The sequence below is a fragment of the Denitrobaculum tricleocarpae genome (assembly GCF_007004665.1).
Lineage (GTDB): Bacteria > Pseudomonadota > Alphaproteobacteria > Kiloniellales > Kiloniellaceae > Denitrobaculum > Denitrobaculum tricleocarpae.
This window is the reverse complement of sequence record NZ_ML660060.1, coordinates 137701-154501: the sequence shown is the minus strand read 5'-3', so window position 1 is coordinate 154501 and position 16801 is coordinate 137701. Positions and strand designations below refer to the sequence as shown.

14 protein-coding genes are annotated in these 16801 nt (G+C 60.2%); 6 read left to right on the top strand and 8 right to left on the bottom strand.

Features of this window, described 5'->3' with window-relative positions:
* The 6 genes from FKG95_RS23015 to FKG95_RS22990 all read right to left on the bottom strand — a co-directional run bounded on the left by FKG95_RS23015 (position 1) and on the right by FKG95_RS22990 (position 8019).
* Complete coding sequence (locus tag FKG95_RS23015) at positions 1 to 1635, bottom strand: ABC transporter ATP-binding protein (protein WP_142898773.1); 1635 nt, start codon at positions 1633 to 1635, stop codon at positions 1 to 3.
* Between the two features lie 7 nt (positions 1636 to 1642).
* Positions 1643 to 2467, bottom strand: coding sequence for an ABC transporter permease (locus FKG95_RS23010; protein WP_142898905.1), 825 nt, complete (start codon positions 2465 to 2467; stop codon positions 1643 to 1645).
* Positions 2468 to 2483: 16 nt separating this feature from the next.
* On the bottom strand, positions 2484 to 3446 hold the full coding sequence (locus FKG95_RS23005) for an ABC transporter permease (protein WP_246116873.1): 963 nt from the start codon (positions 3444 to 3446) through the stop codon (positions 2484 to 2486).
* A 174-nt stretch (positions 3447 to 3620) separates the two neighbouring features.
* Positions 3621 to 5210: an ABC transporter substrate-binding protein gene (locus tag FKG95_RS23000; RefSeq protein WP_142898771.1), complete on the bottom strand. Its 1590-nt coding sequence runs from the start codon at positions 5208 to 5210 to the stop codon at positions 3621 to 3623.
* A gap of 448 nt (positions 5211 to 5658) precedes the next feature.
* Positions 5659 to 7098, bottom strand: a complete 1440-nt coding sequence (locus FKG95_RS22995) for an aldehyde dehydrogenase family protein (RefSeq protein ID WP_142898770.1) — start codon at positions 7096 to 7098, stop codon at positions 5659 to 5661.
* A 240-nt stretch (positions 7099 to 7338) separates the two neighbouring features.
* Complete coding sequence (locus FKG95_RS22990) at positions 7339 to 8019, bottom strand: response regulator transcription factor (protein WP_142898769.1); 681 nt, start codon at positions 8017 to 8019, stop codon at positions 7339 to 7341.
* A 328-nt stretch (positions 8020 to 8347) separates the two neighbouring features.
* Between FKG95_RS22990 and FKG95_RS22985 the strand changes: the two genes are divergently transcribed.
* The 5 genes from FKG95_RS22985 (at position 8348) to glyA (ending at position 14050) form a co-directional block, all read left to right on the top strand.
* Complete coding sequence (locus tag FKG95_RS22985; RefSeq protein WP_142898768.1) at positions 8348 to 9556, top strand: aminotransferase class V-fold PLP-dependent enzyme; 1209 nt, start codon at positions 8348 to 8350, stop codon at positions 9554 to 9556.
* A 66-nt stretch (positions 9557 to 9622) separates the two neighbouring features.
* Positions 9623 to 10822, top strand: a complete 1200-nt coding sequence (locus FKG95_RS22980) for a malate--CoA ligase subunit beta (RefSeq protein WP_142898767.1) — start codon at positions 9623 to 9625, stop codon at positions 10820 to 10822.
* Positions 10819 to 11709, top strand: coding sequence for a succinate--CoA ligase subunit alpha (sucD, locus tag FKG95_RS22975; protein ID WP_142898766.1), 891 nt, complete (start codon positions 10819 to 10821; stop codon positions 11707 to 11709). Before FKG95_RS22980 ends, sucD begins: the two co-directional genes overlap by 4 nt.
* Before the next feature lie 12 nt (positions 11710 to 11721).
* On the top strand, positions 11722 to 12693 hold the full coding sequence (locus FKG95_RS22970; protein WP_142898765.1) for a 2-hydroxyacid dehydrogenase: 972 nt from the start codon (positions 11722 to 11724) through the stop codon (positions 12691 to 12693).
* Positions 12694 to 12742: 49 nt separating this feature from the next.
* Positions 12743 to 14050: a serine hydroxymethyltransferase gene (gene glyA / locus FKG95_RS22965; protein ID WP_142898764.1), complete on the top strand. Its 1308-nt coding sequence runs from the start codon at positions 12743 to 12745 to the stop codon at positions 14048 to 14050.
* Positions 14051 to 14083: 33 nt separating this feature from the next.
* Here glyA and FKG95_RS22960 read toward each other — a convergent pair whose 3' ends face one another.
* Together FKG95_RS22960 and FKG95_RS22955 are read right to left on the bottom strand one after the other, a co-directional pair.
* Complete coding sequence (locus FKG95_RS22960; protein ID WP_142898763.1) at positions 14084 to 14782, bottom strand: endonuclease III domain-containing protein; 699 nt, start codon at positions 14780 to 14782, stop codon at positions 14084 to 14086.
* A gap of 207 nt (positions 14783 to 14989) precedes the next feature.
* Positions 14990 to 15412 carry a MarR family winged helix-turn-helix transcriptional regulator gene (locus FKG95_RS22955; protein ID WP_142898762.1) on the bottom strand — a complete coding sequence of 141 codons (423 nt, stop codon included), beginning with the start codon at positions 15410 to 15412 and terminating at the stop codon, positions 14990 to 14992.
* Positions 15413 to 15633: 221 nt separating this feature from the next.
* Between FKG95_RS22955 and FKG95_RS22950 the strand changes: the two genes are divergently transcribed.
* On the top strand, positions 15634 to 16689 hold the full coding sequence (locus tag FKG95_RS22950; RefSeq protein ID WP_142898761.1) for a substrate-binding domain-containing protein: 1056 nt from the start codon (positions 15634 to 15636) through the stop codon (positions 16687 to 16689).
* The last annotated feature ends 112 nt before the right edge of the window (positions 16690 to 16801 follow it).

Below are 16801 nucleotides of genomic sequence, written 5' to 3'. Positions count from 1 at the left end.
TTAATTGCCAGCGGCCTCCATCTTCCGTTCGACCAGAGCCTTCTCGAGCCAACCAAGCTCCATCTCGGGAACCGACTTCAACAGCAAATCGGTGTAGTCGTCGAAAGGCGGCGACAGAACCTGGCTCTTGGGACCGAAGCGCACCAGCCGCCCCTGGTACATCACCGCGATCGAATCCGCGATGGCGCGGACGGTGGCGATATCATGGGTGATGAAGAGGTAGGAAACATCCGTCTCTTTCTGCAGGTTCATCAGCAGCTTCAGGATATCCTCCGCAACCAGCGGGTCGAGTGCCGAAGTCGGTTCGTCGCAGATGATGAGCTTGGGGTCCGCCGCCAGCGAGCGCGCAATACAAACCCGCTGTTTCTGACCGCCTGAGAGTTCCGCCGGATAGCGGTCGATAAAGGACTCGCCCATTTCGATCTGATCGAGCAGCTCGATCACCCGCTTTTCCTTCTCACGCCCGCGCAGGCCAAAATAAAAGGTCAGCGGACGGCCGATGATGTCCCGCACCGTATGCCGCGGGTTCATGGCGACATCGGCCATCTGATAGATCATCTGCAGCGCACGCAGGTCCTCGCGGGGCCGGTCCGCCAACCTGGGCGCCAGGTCCCGGCCATCGAAGGTCACCCGTCCGTTGCGCTGAGGCAGCAGACCGGTGATCACACGCGCGGTGGTCGACTTGCCCGAGCCCGACTCGCCGACCACCGCCAGTGTCTGGCCTTTGGGGAGATGGAAGGAAACATCGAACAGGACCTGCAGGGAATTCCCGTAGGCGGCATCGATGTTCTCAATCGTCAGCAGCGGTTGAGTTTGATCCTCGGCCTCCGGCTTGATGTTGGAGCGCACCGACACCAGTTCGCGGGTGTAGTCCTCTTGCGGTGTTTCGATGATCTGAGCCACCGGCCCATATTCCACGGTCTTACCGTGGCGCAGCACCATGATGTCGTCCGACACCTGCGCCACCACGGCAAGGTCATGGGTGATATAGAGCGCCGCCGTGCCGGTCTCTTCGATCGCATGTTTAATCGCGGCCAGCACGTCGATCTGGGTGGTCACGTCCAGAGCGGTCGTCGGTTCGTCGAAAACAATGAGATCGGGCTGTGAACAGAGTGCCATGGCGGTCATAGCGCGCTGCAGCTGCCCGCCGGAGACCTGGTGCGGATAGCGTTGACCGAATTCCTTCGGATTGGGGAGTCCCAGAATCTCGAAGAGATGATCGGCCCTTTCCATGGCCTCGGCCCGGCTCGACACCCCGTGCAACACCGTCGCCTCGACGATCTGATCGCCAAGCCGGTGAGCCGGATTGAAGGCCGCCGCCGCGGACTGGGCCACGTAGCAGATCTTCGAACCGCGGAGGTCCCGCACCCGCGCCTTGGAAGCGGCGAGGATATCCTCGCCGTTAAAATGCGCCGTGCCTCCGGTGATCCGGCACCCGCCCCGGCCATAGGCCATGGAGGCCAGGCCGATGGTGGATTTGCCGGCACCGGATTCACCGATCAAGCCAAGCACCTTGCCCTTCTCGAGCGTAAAGGAGACGCCGTGCACGATCACAATATCCTTGGGCGTCTCGCCCGGCGGATAGACCGTGGCTTCAATGCGCAGGTCTTTAACGTCCAGAAGTCTATCAGACATCGCCCCACTAGACATCACCACGTCCTCCCTTCAGGCTGGCGGTTCGATTCAGCAGCCAGTCCACGATCAGATTGACGCAGATCGCCAGTGCCGCGATAGCGCCGCCTGGGATCAGCGCGGCGGGAACGCCAAAGATAATGCCGTCCTTATTGTCCTTCACCATGCCGCCCCAGTCCGCTTCCGGCGGCTGGATACCCAGGCCCAGGAAGGAAAGCGAGGAGAGGAAAAGCACCGCAAATGCAAAGCGCAGCCCGAATTCGGCCAGCAGAGGCGACAGGGCGTTGGGCAGGATCTCCCGGAAGATGATCCACATCCGTCCCTCGCCGCGCAGGCGCGCTGTCTCGACGAAGTCCATCACCACGATATCGACGGCAACCGCCCGACCCAGACGGAACACGCGCGTCGAGTCGATCAGGGCCATGACCAGTACCAGGATCCAGAGTTCCTGAGGCAGAGCCGCCAGAACCACCAGCGCGAAGATCAGGGTTGGGATTGCCATCATCATATCGTTGAGCCGCGAGAGCACCTGATCGGTCCAGCCGCGCATGACCGCCGCCAGGAAGCTCAGAAAAATCCCGACCGAAAACGACAGGACGGACGCAACCGCGGAAATAAAGATCGTGGTCTGCGCGCCATACATCATGCGCGAGAGCAAATCCCGCCCCAGATTGTCGGTCCCCAGCAGGAACTGGCCGGACGACGGCTCCCAGACATCGCCGACGATATCCCGCTCACCATAAGGTGCGATGACATCCGCGAAGACGGCGGAAAAGAGAAAGATGAAAACCCCCAGGCAGCCGATACGGGCACTCCAGGGCATGGCTTTGATCATGCTCATATCCCCGCCCTCACTTCGGATGCCGAAGGCGCGGATTGGCGAGAATGCCCAAAACGTCAGCCACCATGTTCAGGATGATGTAAACCGCCGCGAACACAAGGCCGCAGGCCTGTACCACCGGCATGTCGCGGATCGTAACAGCGTCCACCAGATATTGTCCCATGCCGGGATAAACGAAAATCACCTCGACGACCACAACACCTACCACCAGATAGGCGAGGTTCAGCGCCACCACATTGATAATGGGCGCAATCGCGTTGGGAGCCGCATGCTTGGCGATGATCCGGAAGGCATTCATACCCTTCAACTCGGCGGTCTCGATGTAAGCCGAGGACATGATGTTCAGGATCGCCGCCCGGGTCATGCGCATCATGTGCGCGAGCACGACCAGCACCAGGGTGGCGCAAGGCAGGACAATCGCCGCGAGACGGTCCGTGAAGGCCATATCGGCGAAGACCGTGGCCGGGAAAACCGCCACGCCCCAGTTCACCGCGAAGAAAAGAATAAGAAGATAGCCGGTGAAGAATTCAGGCAGCGAAATGGCCGCAAGAGAGACGATATTGATCAGCCGGTCGATGAAGCGGTTGCGGTAATGGACAGCGATCATGCCCAGACCGATAGCCAGAGGCACCGACACCACGGCTGCCCAAAACGCCAGAAACAGAGTGTTGCCGAGACGCTTGCCGATCTGCTCCGAGACGCTGACCTTATTGGCCCAGGAGGTGCCGAAATCGCCCTGCAGAACGCCGCCGAGCCAGCCGAGATAGCGCTGCAGCAGCGGGGCATCGAGCCCCAGTTCCTTGCGGATGTTCGCCACGGCTTCGGGTGTCGCCGACTGACCGAGGTAGGCTTGCGCGAAGTCGCCAGGCAGAATTTCGATACCGACGAAGAGGAGAGCCGAAATGGCAAAAAGAAGAACGAATCCTAAAAGAATACGCTGAAAAATCAGGACGAGCAGCGGGTTACTGCTCAAGAATCCTCCAGCCGACCCGGAGCCGGGCGGCGGACTGGTGTTTGCATTGGACATGGTTCATTTCCGGAGCTCTGTGACGAGGAATCATCAACTCGGCCGCGGAAAAAAATTTTTGTCGCCGCGGCCCAGATCGAAACGGGCGGTCCCGAAGGACCGCCCGCTCTCTCCGACTCGTCAGACCAACCAGGCCCGGATGGCCGCAAAACCGTTCGACATTTCGCCGCCGGCATCGTGCACGTAGCCGTCGACCTTATTGGAAACAGCCGCGATGAAGTCGTTGAACATCGGCAGGATCAGCCCGCCGTCGTCACGCACCATCAGCGCCATTTCCCGATAGAGTTCCTTGCGGCGCGCGTCATCGAGTTCCGCACGGGCCGCGACCAGCAGCTCGTCGAAAGCCGGTCGGCTCCACTTCGTGTCATTCCAGTCCGCGCCAGTCTGATAGGCGACGGAATACATCTGGTCCTGGGTCGGACGGCCGCCCCAGTAAGAGGTGCAGAATGGCTGCACGTTCCAGACATTCGACCAGTAGCCGTCCGCCGGTTCGCGTTTGATTTCGATCTCAATTCCGGCCTGGGCACAGGACTGCTGGAATAGCACGGCTGCGTCTTCAGCGCCGTTGAAAGCCGCGTTCGAGGTGCGCAGCAGCACGGCACCGTCATGGCCCGATTTCTTGAAGTGGAACTTGGCTTTGTCCGGATCGAACGTACGCTGCGGAATGTCGTCCGGGAAGTTGGCGTAGGCGCCGTTGATCGGGAAGTCGTTCCCGACCGTGCCATAGCCGCGCAGGATCTGCTCGACCATCTGCTCGCGGTTCATCGCATATTTGAGCGCCAAACGCAGGTCGACGTTTGTGAAAGGCTCTTTGTCGGTGTGCATGATGAAGACATAGTGTCCCCGGCCCGCGGTATTTGCGATGGAGACCGTCGGTGCGCGCTTCAAGAGACCGATCGTCTTGGGATCGACCCGGTTGATCATGTGAACCTGCCCGGAGGTCAGTGCCGCCATACGGGCGGTCAGGTCGTTGATTACGAGAATCTCGACGGAATCGGCATGACCAACCTCGGGACGCCAATGGCCTTCATACCGCTCGGCGGCGTAACGGACACCGGGCTCATTCACGCTGACCTTATAGGGACCGGTCGCGATGCCGGCAGCCGGATCGTCGTTGCCGCCGTTTGGCTGAATGATCAGGTGATAATCAGAAAGCATGTAGGGCAGATCGGCATTGCCTGAGTCCAGTGTAACCAGAACGCCGTCGTCACCATCCTTCTTGATGCCCTGAATCGTCTTCATCACGCCGAGCGCGCCGGATTTCGCGTTTTCATCCGAGTGCCGCAGAAGAGTGGCGACCACGTCGTCGGCGGTCATTTCCTTGCCGTTATGGAAGGTGACGCCCTTGCGGATCTTAAAGCGCCAGCTCTTGGCATCTTCCGAGGCTTCCCAGGACTCTGCCAGGACCGGAACCGGCTTGCCGTCGACCGGGCTGGTCTCCGTCAGGGTCTCACCCCAAACGCGCCCGAAGGTAAAGGGGATCGAACTGGCGAAGGTCGCCGGGTCGAGACTGTCAGCGGAGGTGCCGCCGTTCATACCCAGCTTCAAGTGGCCGCCCTTTTTCGGACCGGCGGCGAGGACGGTCGAGGACAGCAGGCTGGTCGCCAGTGGCGCAGCCACACCCAGCGCCGCGGCCCGTCCCAGGAAGTCACGGCGGCTCACCTGCCCGCGCGCAACCAGCATTCCCAGATCTTTGAGTTCATCCGACATTTCTTAATTCTCCCTGCTTCTTCTAGTCTTTATCTAGTCGACATCAAAGCAGCCCCCTTCATAAGGCCGCTGTTCCAAATACGACAAACGAGTTTTATATCTGCGATGAGTCTTAGTTTCGTTTCATATCTCCGGTCTGTCGAATAGATAATGCGAAAAAACGAGCCGATGCAAATTTCAACCAAAGCGATTGTTTACAAAACCAGCCCCACTAAGCCTTTGTTCTTAAATCATTACATCAGCAATGACGCCGGATATTTTAAACCTGCAGAGCCTCCTTTGATCAAGAAATCATGATCCAATGAGCATCTTATCGTTTGTGCACGACCACAATCCGGGAAGCACCTGGGAGAGTGTCTCTTTACCGACGGAATAGAAAAAGGGTGCGAAGAACTACTCCGCACCCTTTGCTCATCAGGCAACCTTGCCTGGTGACGAATTCGCAGCCTCAGGCCGTGGCCTGATACCCGCTGATCGCCTTGACCTCGAGGAAGTCTTCCAGGCCGTAGGTACCACCCTCACGGCCATTGCCGGATTGCTTGTAGCCGCCAAAGGGGCTGCCGGCCGGGCGCTGGGCCCCATTGATCTGAACCATGCCGGCCCGAAGACGGCGGGCGACGCGATTCGCCCGTTCAGGGCTTCCGCTCTGCACGTAGGCCGCCAGTCCGTAAGGCGTGTCGTTGGCGATCTCCACCGCCTCTTCTTCGGTGTCGAAGGGAATCATGCAGAGAACCGGTCCGAAAACCTCCTCGCGGGCGATGGTCATCTGATTGTTCACGTCCGCAAAGATGGTCGGGCGCACGTAGTAGCCCCGGTTGAGACCTTCCGGCCGCCCGGCACCGCCGATCACCACGCGGGCGCCCTCGCCGATGGCGGTTTCGATCAGGCCCTGAACCTTGTCGAACTGCATGGAGCTGACCAGCGGGCCGATGTGGCGGCCTTCCTCGGAAGGATCGCCGACCTGAACCTTCTGCCCGACCTCTGCGGCAATCTCGACCGCATTGTCATAGATATCGCGCTGAACCAGCATGCGCGTCGGCGCATTGCAGGACTGCCCGGTGTTGTTGAAGCAGTGCAGAACGCCCGTCTTGACGGCCTTGGTAAGATCCGCGTCGTTAAAGACGATATTCGGCGACTTGCCGCCCAGTTCCAGCGTTACCCGCTTGACCGTATCCGCCGCCGCTTTGGTGACGGCGGTCCCGGCCCGGGTCGAGCCGGTAAAGGACATCATATCGATGCCCGGGTGGCGCGACATAGCCTCGCCGACGACAGGACCTTCGCCATTGACCAGGTTAAAGACACCGGCCGGGAAACCTGCCTCATCAACCATTTCCGCGAAGAGGATCCCCGACATCGGTGCGATCTCGCTCGGCTTCAGGATCACCGTGCAGCCGACAGCCAGAGCGGGCACGACCTTGAGCGCAATCTGGTTCATGGGCCAGTTCCAGGGCGTGATCAGACCGCAGACGCCGATTGCCTCCTGGACGATCCGCTCGCCGGAATCGTTGAAGTCATACTCGAACTCGTAATCCTTCAGGGCTTTGATGAAAGCACCCAGATGGCCCGCCCCCGCCGCGGCCTGACTGTGGTGGGCCATGGAGATCGGTGCTCCCATCTCCTGGGAGATCGCCTCGGCCATTTCGCCGGAGCGGCGTTTGTAGACCTCCAGCAGCTTTTCCAGCAGAGCCACGCGTTCCTCGCGGCTTGTCAGGCTGTAGCTCTCGAAAGCCTTGCGTGCAGCGGTGACAGCACGGTCGATGTCCGCCTCGGATCCGAGAGAGATCGTGGCAAAAGCCGTTTCGTTTGCCGGATTGATCACTTCGCAATCCTTCGCGACCGCAGGCGCGACCCACTTTCCGTCGATGTAAAAGTCCGTTTTCTTCAACATAGTATTTCTCCCTAGCCGGCCTGAGCCGCTATCTGCAGAGGTATTTCGACAACCTCGAATTCTGACGCCATCTTCATCAATCTGGCGGTCAGCGCAAGAGCCATTGTCGACCCACTTTTCGTAGATTGGATCCGGCGCAAAGATCCTTAAGCTAGTGTGGTGGAACTGGAGATAGCGACTGATTGCTGGCAGTCAATTCTCCTTTGATCCCCCCGCTGATCCGCCAAGAGATCCCCTCGGTTATCTCTCGGGTGATCCCTCCGGGGGCAAATCAGGCAGCTGATGGGACTGTCCCACGATCGATGCATAGTAAAACGCGATCGCCTGCGCGCGGTTGGTGACCGAAAGCTTCTCGAAGAGGTTGCGCAGGTGGAACTTGACGGTATTGATCGAGATGCCGAAGTCGTGCGCCAGCTGTTTGTTGGTACAGCCCTGGGATAATGCGGTCAGGAGCGTGCGCTCCCGCTCGGTCAGGCTGTACATGGGATCCTGGCGCAGTTCGCGCACGTCCAGGAAAGGAAACACCATCTGACCCTTCGCGACATCGGCGGCGATATCCAAGAGATTCTCGGGCGATTCACTGCGCGCGCAAAATCCGGCTGCACCGGCCGCCATAGCCCGGCGCGGCACTTCATGGCCCGAACCGTGGGAGTAGACCACAATCCGGGGCGCAGACACCTGCGCGCGCAAAATCTCGATCAGTTTTTCACCGCCCAGCATCGGCAGGGTCCAGTCAATGACGCCAACCGCAACCGGAACCCGTAAAACCGCCTCAAGAAAGCCCTCGGCCGAGCTGGCGGTCGCAACAAGGCTGAAGCGGGGATCCCGGTCAAAAAACTCGGACAAAGCCGACAACATGATGGAGTTGCTATCGGCCAGCGCCACCTCGATCACTGCGGCAGATTTTTTCCCTGTTTCCATGAATTTCACCTCAGAGCAACTGAGAAACCACCTGAATGGGTAGGTAGTATAGCGGAGTTCGTGTTCATTTTCTACCTAAATGGGTAGGTTTTTACCTATTCTAATAGATACCCAAAAGCAGGAGTTATGGGTGTTGTGTGCCGGATCAATCAGCGGTGTTATGTCGGCAACGGCGCTCAAACACTTGTTTCGGGCCATCGGAGTGCGCCCAGGCCAGCACGTCTTGGTGGCAGCGTCCGGCCCCTTTCTTGGAAGCAAACGGTCCGGAAGAGACCGCATTTCAAGAAAAACGCGAGGCCAAAAAAACATACGAGGGAGGAACCGATCCATGCAAGGTACCAGAAGCCTGTTTGTCCCCGGACCGACCAACGTTCCCGAGGACGTCCGCAAAGCGATCGACGTGCCCATGGAAGATCACCGGGCGCCGGATCTGCCGGCTTTCACCCTTCCGCTCTTCGCCGATCTGAAGAAGATTTTCAAGACCGATACCGGCCGGGTGTTTCTATTCCCTGCATCCGGCACCGGGGGCTGGGAGGCGGCGATCACCAATACGCTGAGACCCGGCGACAAGGTGCTCGCCTCCCGCTTCGGCCAATTCTCGCACCTATGGATCGATCTCTGTCAGCGTCACAGTCTGAATGTTGAAATCGTCGACGTTGACTGGGGCGAGGGTGTGCCGCTCGATATCTATGCTGAGAGACTCAAGGCCGACAAAGACCACAAGATCAAGGCAGTCCTGGTCACGCAGAACGAGACCGCAACCGGCGTCCAGAGCGACGTATCAGGTGTCCGCACGGCACTCGATGACGCAGGCCATCCGGCCATGCTTTACGTCGACGGTGTCAGCTCGATTGCCTCGGTCGATTTCCGCATGGACGAATGGGGCGTCGACCTTGCCGTTTCGGGATCGCAAAAGGGTTTCATGCTGCCCGCCGGTCTCGCGATCATGTGCGCCAGCGAGAAAGCCTTGGAAGCCTCGAAGTCCGCAGGCCTTGCGCGCTGCTACTTCGATTTCCAGGACATGATCCAGACCAACGACAGCGGCTACTTCCCGTACACACCGCCCATGACCCTGATCCGTGGCCTGCGCTGCTCGGTCGACCGGCTGCTGGACGAGGGCCTGGAGAATGTCTTCGCGCGCCATCACTATCTTGCCGAGGGCGTGCGCAAAGCAGCCGATGCCTGGAGTCTCAGGCTCTGCGCGAAGGAACCGAAATGGTATTCCGACACCGTGAGTGCCATCTGCCTGCCGGATGGATATGATTCCGGCGAGCTGCTGGCCCGCGCGTATCACCGGTACGGCATATCGCTCGGCGCAGGTCTCTCGAAGGTCGCCGGACGGGTGTTCCGCATCGGACACCTGGGCGATATGAACGAGGTCATGCTGCTCTCCGCCCTGGCCGGGACCGAGATGGCCCTGCGCGATCTCGGTGTGCCGATCGTCGCGGGAAGCGGCGTGGCCGCGGCGCAGGAATATTACCGCGGCGCCGCGAACGGTTACAGCGACCTCCTCATTACGCGGGCTGCCGCCGAATAGCAGCCGAATAGCAGCCGGAACCAAAGCGCGGTTTGTGGCACAACAAACCCAAGCGGGACCAAAATCATGGATATTCACGAGTATCAGGCCAAGGAAATTCTGAGCGGTTTCGGCGTGCCGGTGCCCCGTGGAGGACTGGCTTACAGCCCCGAGCAGGCGGCCTACCGGGCGCGGGAAATCGGCGGTGACGCCTGGGTCGTCAAGGCACAGATCCACAGCGGTGGCCGCGGCAAGGCGGGCGGCGTCAAGGTCTGTCAGGACGAACACCAGGTCTATGATGCCGCCGATGAGCTTTTCGGCAAACGTCTGGTCACGCATCAGACCGGACCCAAGGGCAAGGTGGTGTATCGGGTCTACGTCGAGGGCGCCGCCTTGATCGAGCGCGAGATCTATTTGGGTTTCGTACTGGATCGCAAGACTGAACGGGTGATGGTGGTCGCGTCGGCGGCCGGCGGCATGGAGATCGAAGAGATTTCCGCCACCAGGCCGGACAGCATTATCCGTTCGGTGATCGAGCCTGCCGTCGGCATCCGCGATTTCCAGGTGCGCGAAGTCGCGTTCAAGCTCGGCCTCAAACCTGCGCAAATCACACAGGCTGTCAACACGATCAAAGGCTGTTACCGCGCGTTCCGCGAACTCGATGCAACCATGGTCGAAATCAATCCACTGGTGGTCACGAGCGACGATGCGATCGTGGCCCTCGATGCCAAGATGACCTTCGACGACAATGCCCTCTTCCGGCATCCGAGCGTTTCCGAACTGCGCGATAAATCCCAGGAAGATCCACGCGAATCCCAAGCCGCGGACCGGGGTTTGAGCTACGTCGGACTGGACGGCAAAATCGGCTGCATCGTGAATGGTGCCGGCCTTGCCATGGCAACCATGGATATGATCGAACTGGCTGGCGGCAAACCGGCCAATTTTCTCGACATCGGCGGTGGTGCATCGCCCGAACGCGTCGCAAAAGCTTTCCGCCTGGTAATGTCGGATGGCGATGTCGAGGCGATCCTGGTCAATATCTTTGCGGGCATCAACCGCTGCGACTGGGTTGCCGAAGGGATCATTCAAGCCCTGGAGGCCAACCCGGTAAATGTGCCGGTGATCGTCCGCCTGGCAGGCACGCACGTCGAGGAGGGGCGCAAAATCCTCTCAAAAAGCGGCTTACCGATTATCCGCGCGGCGACCCTCAAGGAAGCCGCGGAGCGGGCGGTTGCCGCCTGGAAGAACGACAGTAAGCACAACGTCAAAATGGTGGCATCGTCATGAGCATTCTCATCGACCGTACGACTCCGGTTCTGGTGCAAGGCCTGACCGGTAAAATCGGCAGCTTCCACGCGCGGGAAATGCTCGACTACGGTACCAACATCGTGGGTGGCGTGGTTCCTGGCCGGGGTGGCGAGAACGTGCACGGCATTCCGGTCTACGACACCATGAAAGACGCGGTGCAGGCGACCGGCGCGACGGTCAGCGTGGTTTTCGTGCCACCGCCTTTTGCCGCCGACTCCATCATGGAGGCCGCCGACTGCGGCATGAGGCTTTGCGCGGCCATCACTGACGGAATCCCCGCGCAGGACATGATCCGGGTGAAACGCTACATGCGCCGTTATAAAGCAGAGAAGCGCATGCAGCTGATCGGACCGAACTGCGCCGGAATCATCAGCCCCGGCAAAGCGCTGTTGGGCATCATGCCCGGCCACATCTATCAGCCGGGCTCGATCGGTGTCGTCGGGCGCTCCGGAACCCTCGGGTACGAAGCCGCATCGCAAATGAAAGAACTGGGCATCGGTGTCTCGACCTCCGTGGGCATCGGCGGCGATCCCATTAACGGCTCCTCCTTCAAGGATATTCTGACGCTCTTCGAGAACGACCCGGAGACCAGCGCTATCGTCATGATCGGCGAGATCGGCGGGCCCCAGGAGGCCGAAGCCGCCGAATTCATCCGCGACAACATGACCAAACCGGTCGTTGCCTATGTGGCGGGACTGAGCGCCCCCAAAGGCCGCACCATGGGCCATGCGGGCGCCATCATCTCGGCCTTCGGTGAAAGCGCCAGCGAGAAGGTCGAGATCCTGCGGGAAGTCGGCGTCACCATCGCACCGGATCCCTCGCAGATAGGATCAACCATCGCCGGTGTCCTCTCAAAAGCAGCCTAAGGGAATTTCGCCATGATCAAGCCGAAAGTCGTCATCACCCGGCGCTGGCCGAAAGCGGTCGAAGCCGCCCTGGTCGAGGATTTCGACGTCACTTTCAACAAGCAGGACCGTGCGCTGACAGCGGATGAGCTGAAGGACGCAGTCCACTTTGCGGATGCCGTCCTGCCGACGGTGACCGATCGTATTGACGCCCGCGTGCTGGACGATGCCAACCCGCGCACGAAGATCCTGGCAAACTATGGCGTCGGCTACAGTCACATCGATATCGACAGCGCCAGGACTCATGGCATCACCGTCACCAACACCCCGGATGTCCTGAGCGAATGCACCGCCGATCTGACCCTGACGCTGATGCTCATGGCCGCCCGGCGCGCCAGCGAGGGCGAGCGGGAGGTCAAGACCGGCGCCTGGTCCGGCTGGCGTCCGACCCATTTGCTGGGCTCGAAGGTCTCCGGTAAGACCCTGGGCATCATCGGTTTCGGGCGGATCGGGCAGGAAGTCGCGAAGCGGGCCCATCACGGCTTTGGCATGCGCGTCCTGGCCTTCAACCGTTCCCCCATCGCACAAGATGTTCTGATCAAGACCGGCGCGGAAAGCGTCGCTTCGATCGATGAACTTCTGCCCCAAGCCGACTTCGTATCCCTCCATTGCCCTGGCGGTGCCGCCAACAAGCACTTGATCGACTGCCGCCGTCTGGGCCTGATGCGGGAATCCGCCTTTCTGATCAACACCGCACGCGGCGAGGTCGTGGACGAACGGGCTCTCGTCCAGGCTCTGACCTTCGAGACCATTGCCGGTGCCGGGCTGGATGTCTTCAACGGCGAGCCGGACGTACTGCCTGAGCTGCGGTCCTGTGAGAATGCGGTTCTCCTGCCCCACCTTGGCAGCGCGACGTTGGAGACCCGGGAAGCCATGGGCTTTCGTGTCGTTCAGAACCTCAAGGATTTCTTCGAGGGCCGCGCGCCCCGCGATCTTGTCGCGTAACGACGGGTAGGGACCGCGAAAAACCAAAGATAAAGCAAGGGATACAAGGATGAGCGAACAGGCCGCAATTCAAACACAGAAACTCTTCCCCGGATTTTTCGGGGGCTCGCTCGACGCGAGCGATCCCGAAATGCAGGCCGTCATCCGTCAGGAACTGGGGCGCCAGCGGCATGAGATCGAGCTGATCGCCTCGGAGAACATCGTCTCTTCCGCGGTGATGGAGGCCCAGGGATCGGTACTGACCAATAAGTACGCCGAGGGCTATCCGGGCCGGCGCTACTACGGCGGTTGCCAGTTCGTGGACACAGCCGAAGATCTGGCGCGGGACCGGGCAAAACAGCTATTCAACTGCAGCTACGTCAACGTCCAGCCGCACTCGGGCGCGCAAGCCAATCAGGCGGTGTTTTTCGCCCTGCTGCAGCCGGGTGACACCTATATGGGCCTGAACCTCGCAGCGGGAGGTCATCTGACCCATGGCGCGCCGGTGAATCAATCGGGCAAGTGGTTCAACGTGGTGCCCTACGGCGTGCGGGAGGACGATCATCAGATCGACTACGACGACCTGGAACGGCTCGCCAGGGAAACCAGACCCAAGCTGATTATTGCGGGAGGATCGGCCTATCCCAGAACGATCGATTTCGCGCGCTTCCGCAAGATCTGCGATGACGTCGGCGCGTATTTCATGGTCGATATGGCTCACTTCGCAGGCCTGGTCGCCGGTGGTGTCCATGCCAACCCGCTGGACCATGCGCACATCGTCACCACGACGACACATAAGACGCTCCGCGGTCCGCGCGGCGGCATGATCCTCTCGAACGACGAAACGATCGGCAAGAAGATCAATTCCGCCGTCTTTCCGGGTCTGCAGGGCGGCCCGCTGATGCATGTGATCGCCGCCAAGGCCGTCGCCTTCGGCGAGGCACTGCAACCCGACTTCAAGAGCTACGCCCGGGCCGTGGTCAACAACGCAAAGGTCCTTGCCGGCACCATGATCGAAGGCGGCCTGGACATCGTCTCCGGCGGCACGGACACCCACCTGATGCTGGTCGATCTTCGGCCCAAGGCTTTGACCGGCAAGGCTGCCGAGGCCGCACTCGGGCGCGCCAACATCACCTGCAACAAAAACGGCATCCCGTTCGATCCGGAAAAGCCCATGGTGACCTCCGGCATCCGTTTGGGCTCACCGGCCTGCACGACCCGCGGATTCGGCACCGCCGAGTTCAAACAGGTCGGCGATCTGATCATCGAGGTTTTGGACGGTTTGGCCCGTAACGGCGAAGACGGCAACGCAGCGGTCGAAGCTGCCGTGAAGGAAAAGGTTATTGCCCTGACCGGCCGCTTTCCGATCTATGAGTGATCGTCTGCCTTAAGTTCAGCACAACAGAAGTGCTCAGCCATCACGGGTTGTTTTCTCGCAAAGAGCTGCAACAGGACAATCTGCGCAGGCTGGAACATCGTGATGGCAGGTGGTCTGTCCCAAGAGCTTGACCAGTTGATGGTGCTCGTCCACGTCAGCTGCCGTCCAATAATCCGGCAACCGTGGCATCAGGTGCCGGTAGGCCTCTGCGAAACCGGCTTGCCGCCGCAGAAGGCCAAGCCGCTTCATGACCCGCAGATGGTGCGTATCGATCACCAACGCCTTCATTTTCAGACTGCTAAAATTCAAAGTCGCCGCGCTCACTTTGCGCCCGACACCCGGCAGGCGTTCCAGCCAGTCCAGCGCAGACTCCACCGGCCAATCCGCAAGAAATTCCAGCTCCAGACGGCCACGCATCTGCGTTAGCTGACGCAAGGCACTTTGCAGATAGTGCGTTTTATTGTCGGGAAAGGTCACCGTGCCGATAGCCTTCCTCACCTCGGCATAGCGCGCATCGCGAACGGCGTCCCAGGACCCGAAACGCTGCATGAGAGTCTCGAAAGCCGAGAGGGAAACAGAGCCACGGGTCCGACCGCCGACAATACCCAATACCAACTGGCTCACGGGATCGGGGTGATGCCATGGTCCTTGCCGCCCGAAACGGGTCAGCAATCTGGAGTGGATATCTGCGAAGGTCGCGGCTCCATCGTCAAACGCGAGAAGGAGCTGCATAATAAACTCAGAGTAGCAGTTTATGAGAACAAATCAAGAACAATCTGAAGTAGGCATGTCTCTACCACCAACGTGATTTGACCTGTGCCGTGTCGCTTTTCGCGAAAGCGCGCGTTCCGGTCGCCGGGTCGGTCGGAACGCTGACTGCGGGTTCAATAGTTCTGTATCTGAGTTACGAGAGAGTGCCGCACGGCCCAGGCCGGGTCTCTACTGGCCGTTCAGCTTACGCAGCAATCCGTTGAGCTGTGCCGCATCGTCGGGATCCAGGCGGCTCTCCAAAGAAGCCTGGACAGGCGAGAGGTGGCTCTCGCAACGGGCGAGAAGCTCAAGACCGAAATCGGAGATGTAAACCAGAACCCGGCGCTGATCGCCCATGTCCTGCTTTCGGTGCACCAGGGATCGCGTCGTCATGCGGTCGACGACCTTCGACAGGGCGGACATCGTCATCAAGACAATCTGCGACAGCTCCGACATGGTCAGACCTTCGCCGCTCTCCAGAGCCCGCAACACCCGCCAGTGCTCGACCGGAAGTTCTTCCTGCCGCAAAGCGGCATCCAGTTCGCCATGCACCGAGCGATGTGCCCGGGCCAGAAGGTAAGGCAGAGAATTCGTCAGAGAGTCGGCTGACATGTAAGATCCCAAAATAACAAAACCTGCTTCTGTCAGGAGATAGCCCGTCCGGAATAAAATTGGAAGGGCAATCAAGCGTTACCCGCAACATTTGCCGTAAAATCAACCCGTTGTGCGGGGCCCTTGGAATCCGGCGTGTTATAGCAGACACTGTCAGGACAAAATGTCGCAGCGCGTGGTGACAACCCCGCAGGCAGCGCAAAGACGATTGGGAGCAGGGCTTGAAAACGAGCGAATCCTATCGGGTCGGTCTATTCATCCCCACCAGCGGCGCCGCCGGAATCTGGGGACCTTCCTGCCGAGCCTGCGCTGAACTTGCCGCCGAGGAATTAAACGCGGACGGCGGCATCGGCGGTCGCCCGATCAATCTGACCATCGTGAATGCCGGTAACGACCCCGAGCTGGTGGCGCGGGAGGCCGAGGCCTTGCGCGAGAGCGGCATGATCGATGCCGTGGTCGGTATGCACACCAGCGATGTCCGTGAGGCGATCGCAGACCGGATCGCGGGGAGTCTTCCCTACGTCTATACACCGCTTTTCGAGGGCGGCCCTGCGGGACAGGGCGTATTTTGCATCGGGGAAACCCCGGGCCAGCAGCTACTGCCCGGTCTTGACTGGCTGTCGGAACGCTTCCGCCTGAAGCGCTGGTTCCTGCTCGGCAACGATTACATTTGGCCGCGCGCATCTCACGCCGCCGTGCATCGTCATTTCCGAAGCGGAGAGCGTGGCATCGTGGGGCAGGCCTACCTGCCCTTCGGAACCCGGAACTTCGAGCACGTCATGGAACGCATACGGCGTGCCCGGCCTGACGGCTTGCTGCTCTCACTGGTGGGAGACGACTGCATCCGCTTCAACCGGGACTTCGCCCGCAGTCCTATGTCTAGCAAGGTCATTCGTTTCTCCTGCGCCGTCGAAGAGAATACGCTGTTGGGCATTGGCGCCAATGCCACCGACGGACTCTTCGCGGCGTCAGGATACTTCTCGTCTCTCGATACGGCCGCCAATGGTGCCTTCCGGGAACGCTATCACACGCGCTTCGGCGAGCGCGGGCCGATGCTCAACTCCATCGGCGAATCGCTCTACGAAGGTCTCTATTTCCTGCAGGCCCTCTCCGATGCGACTCAAGCATCGGATTGGTCTCGGCCTCGAACAGCGCTGCCGGTGAAAGGACCGCGCGGAGCTGTGTTTCAGGAATCCGGCCATTCGCGGATGCCCATGTATCTCGCGGAAGCCGAAGGTCACGCCTTTCAACTTGTTGAGCAACTGTCGGACGACTAGCGCGCTAGCACTGCCTCGGCGTAGCTTTTCGGGGCAGATTTTCGGCCCAGACTTTCGGCCCAGAATCACGTGATACCTTTGCCCATGAAATACTTCGCGAAAAAAGATATTG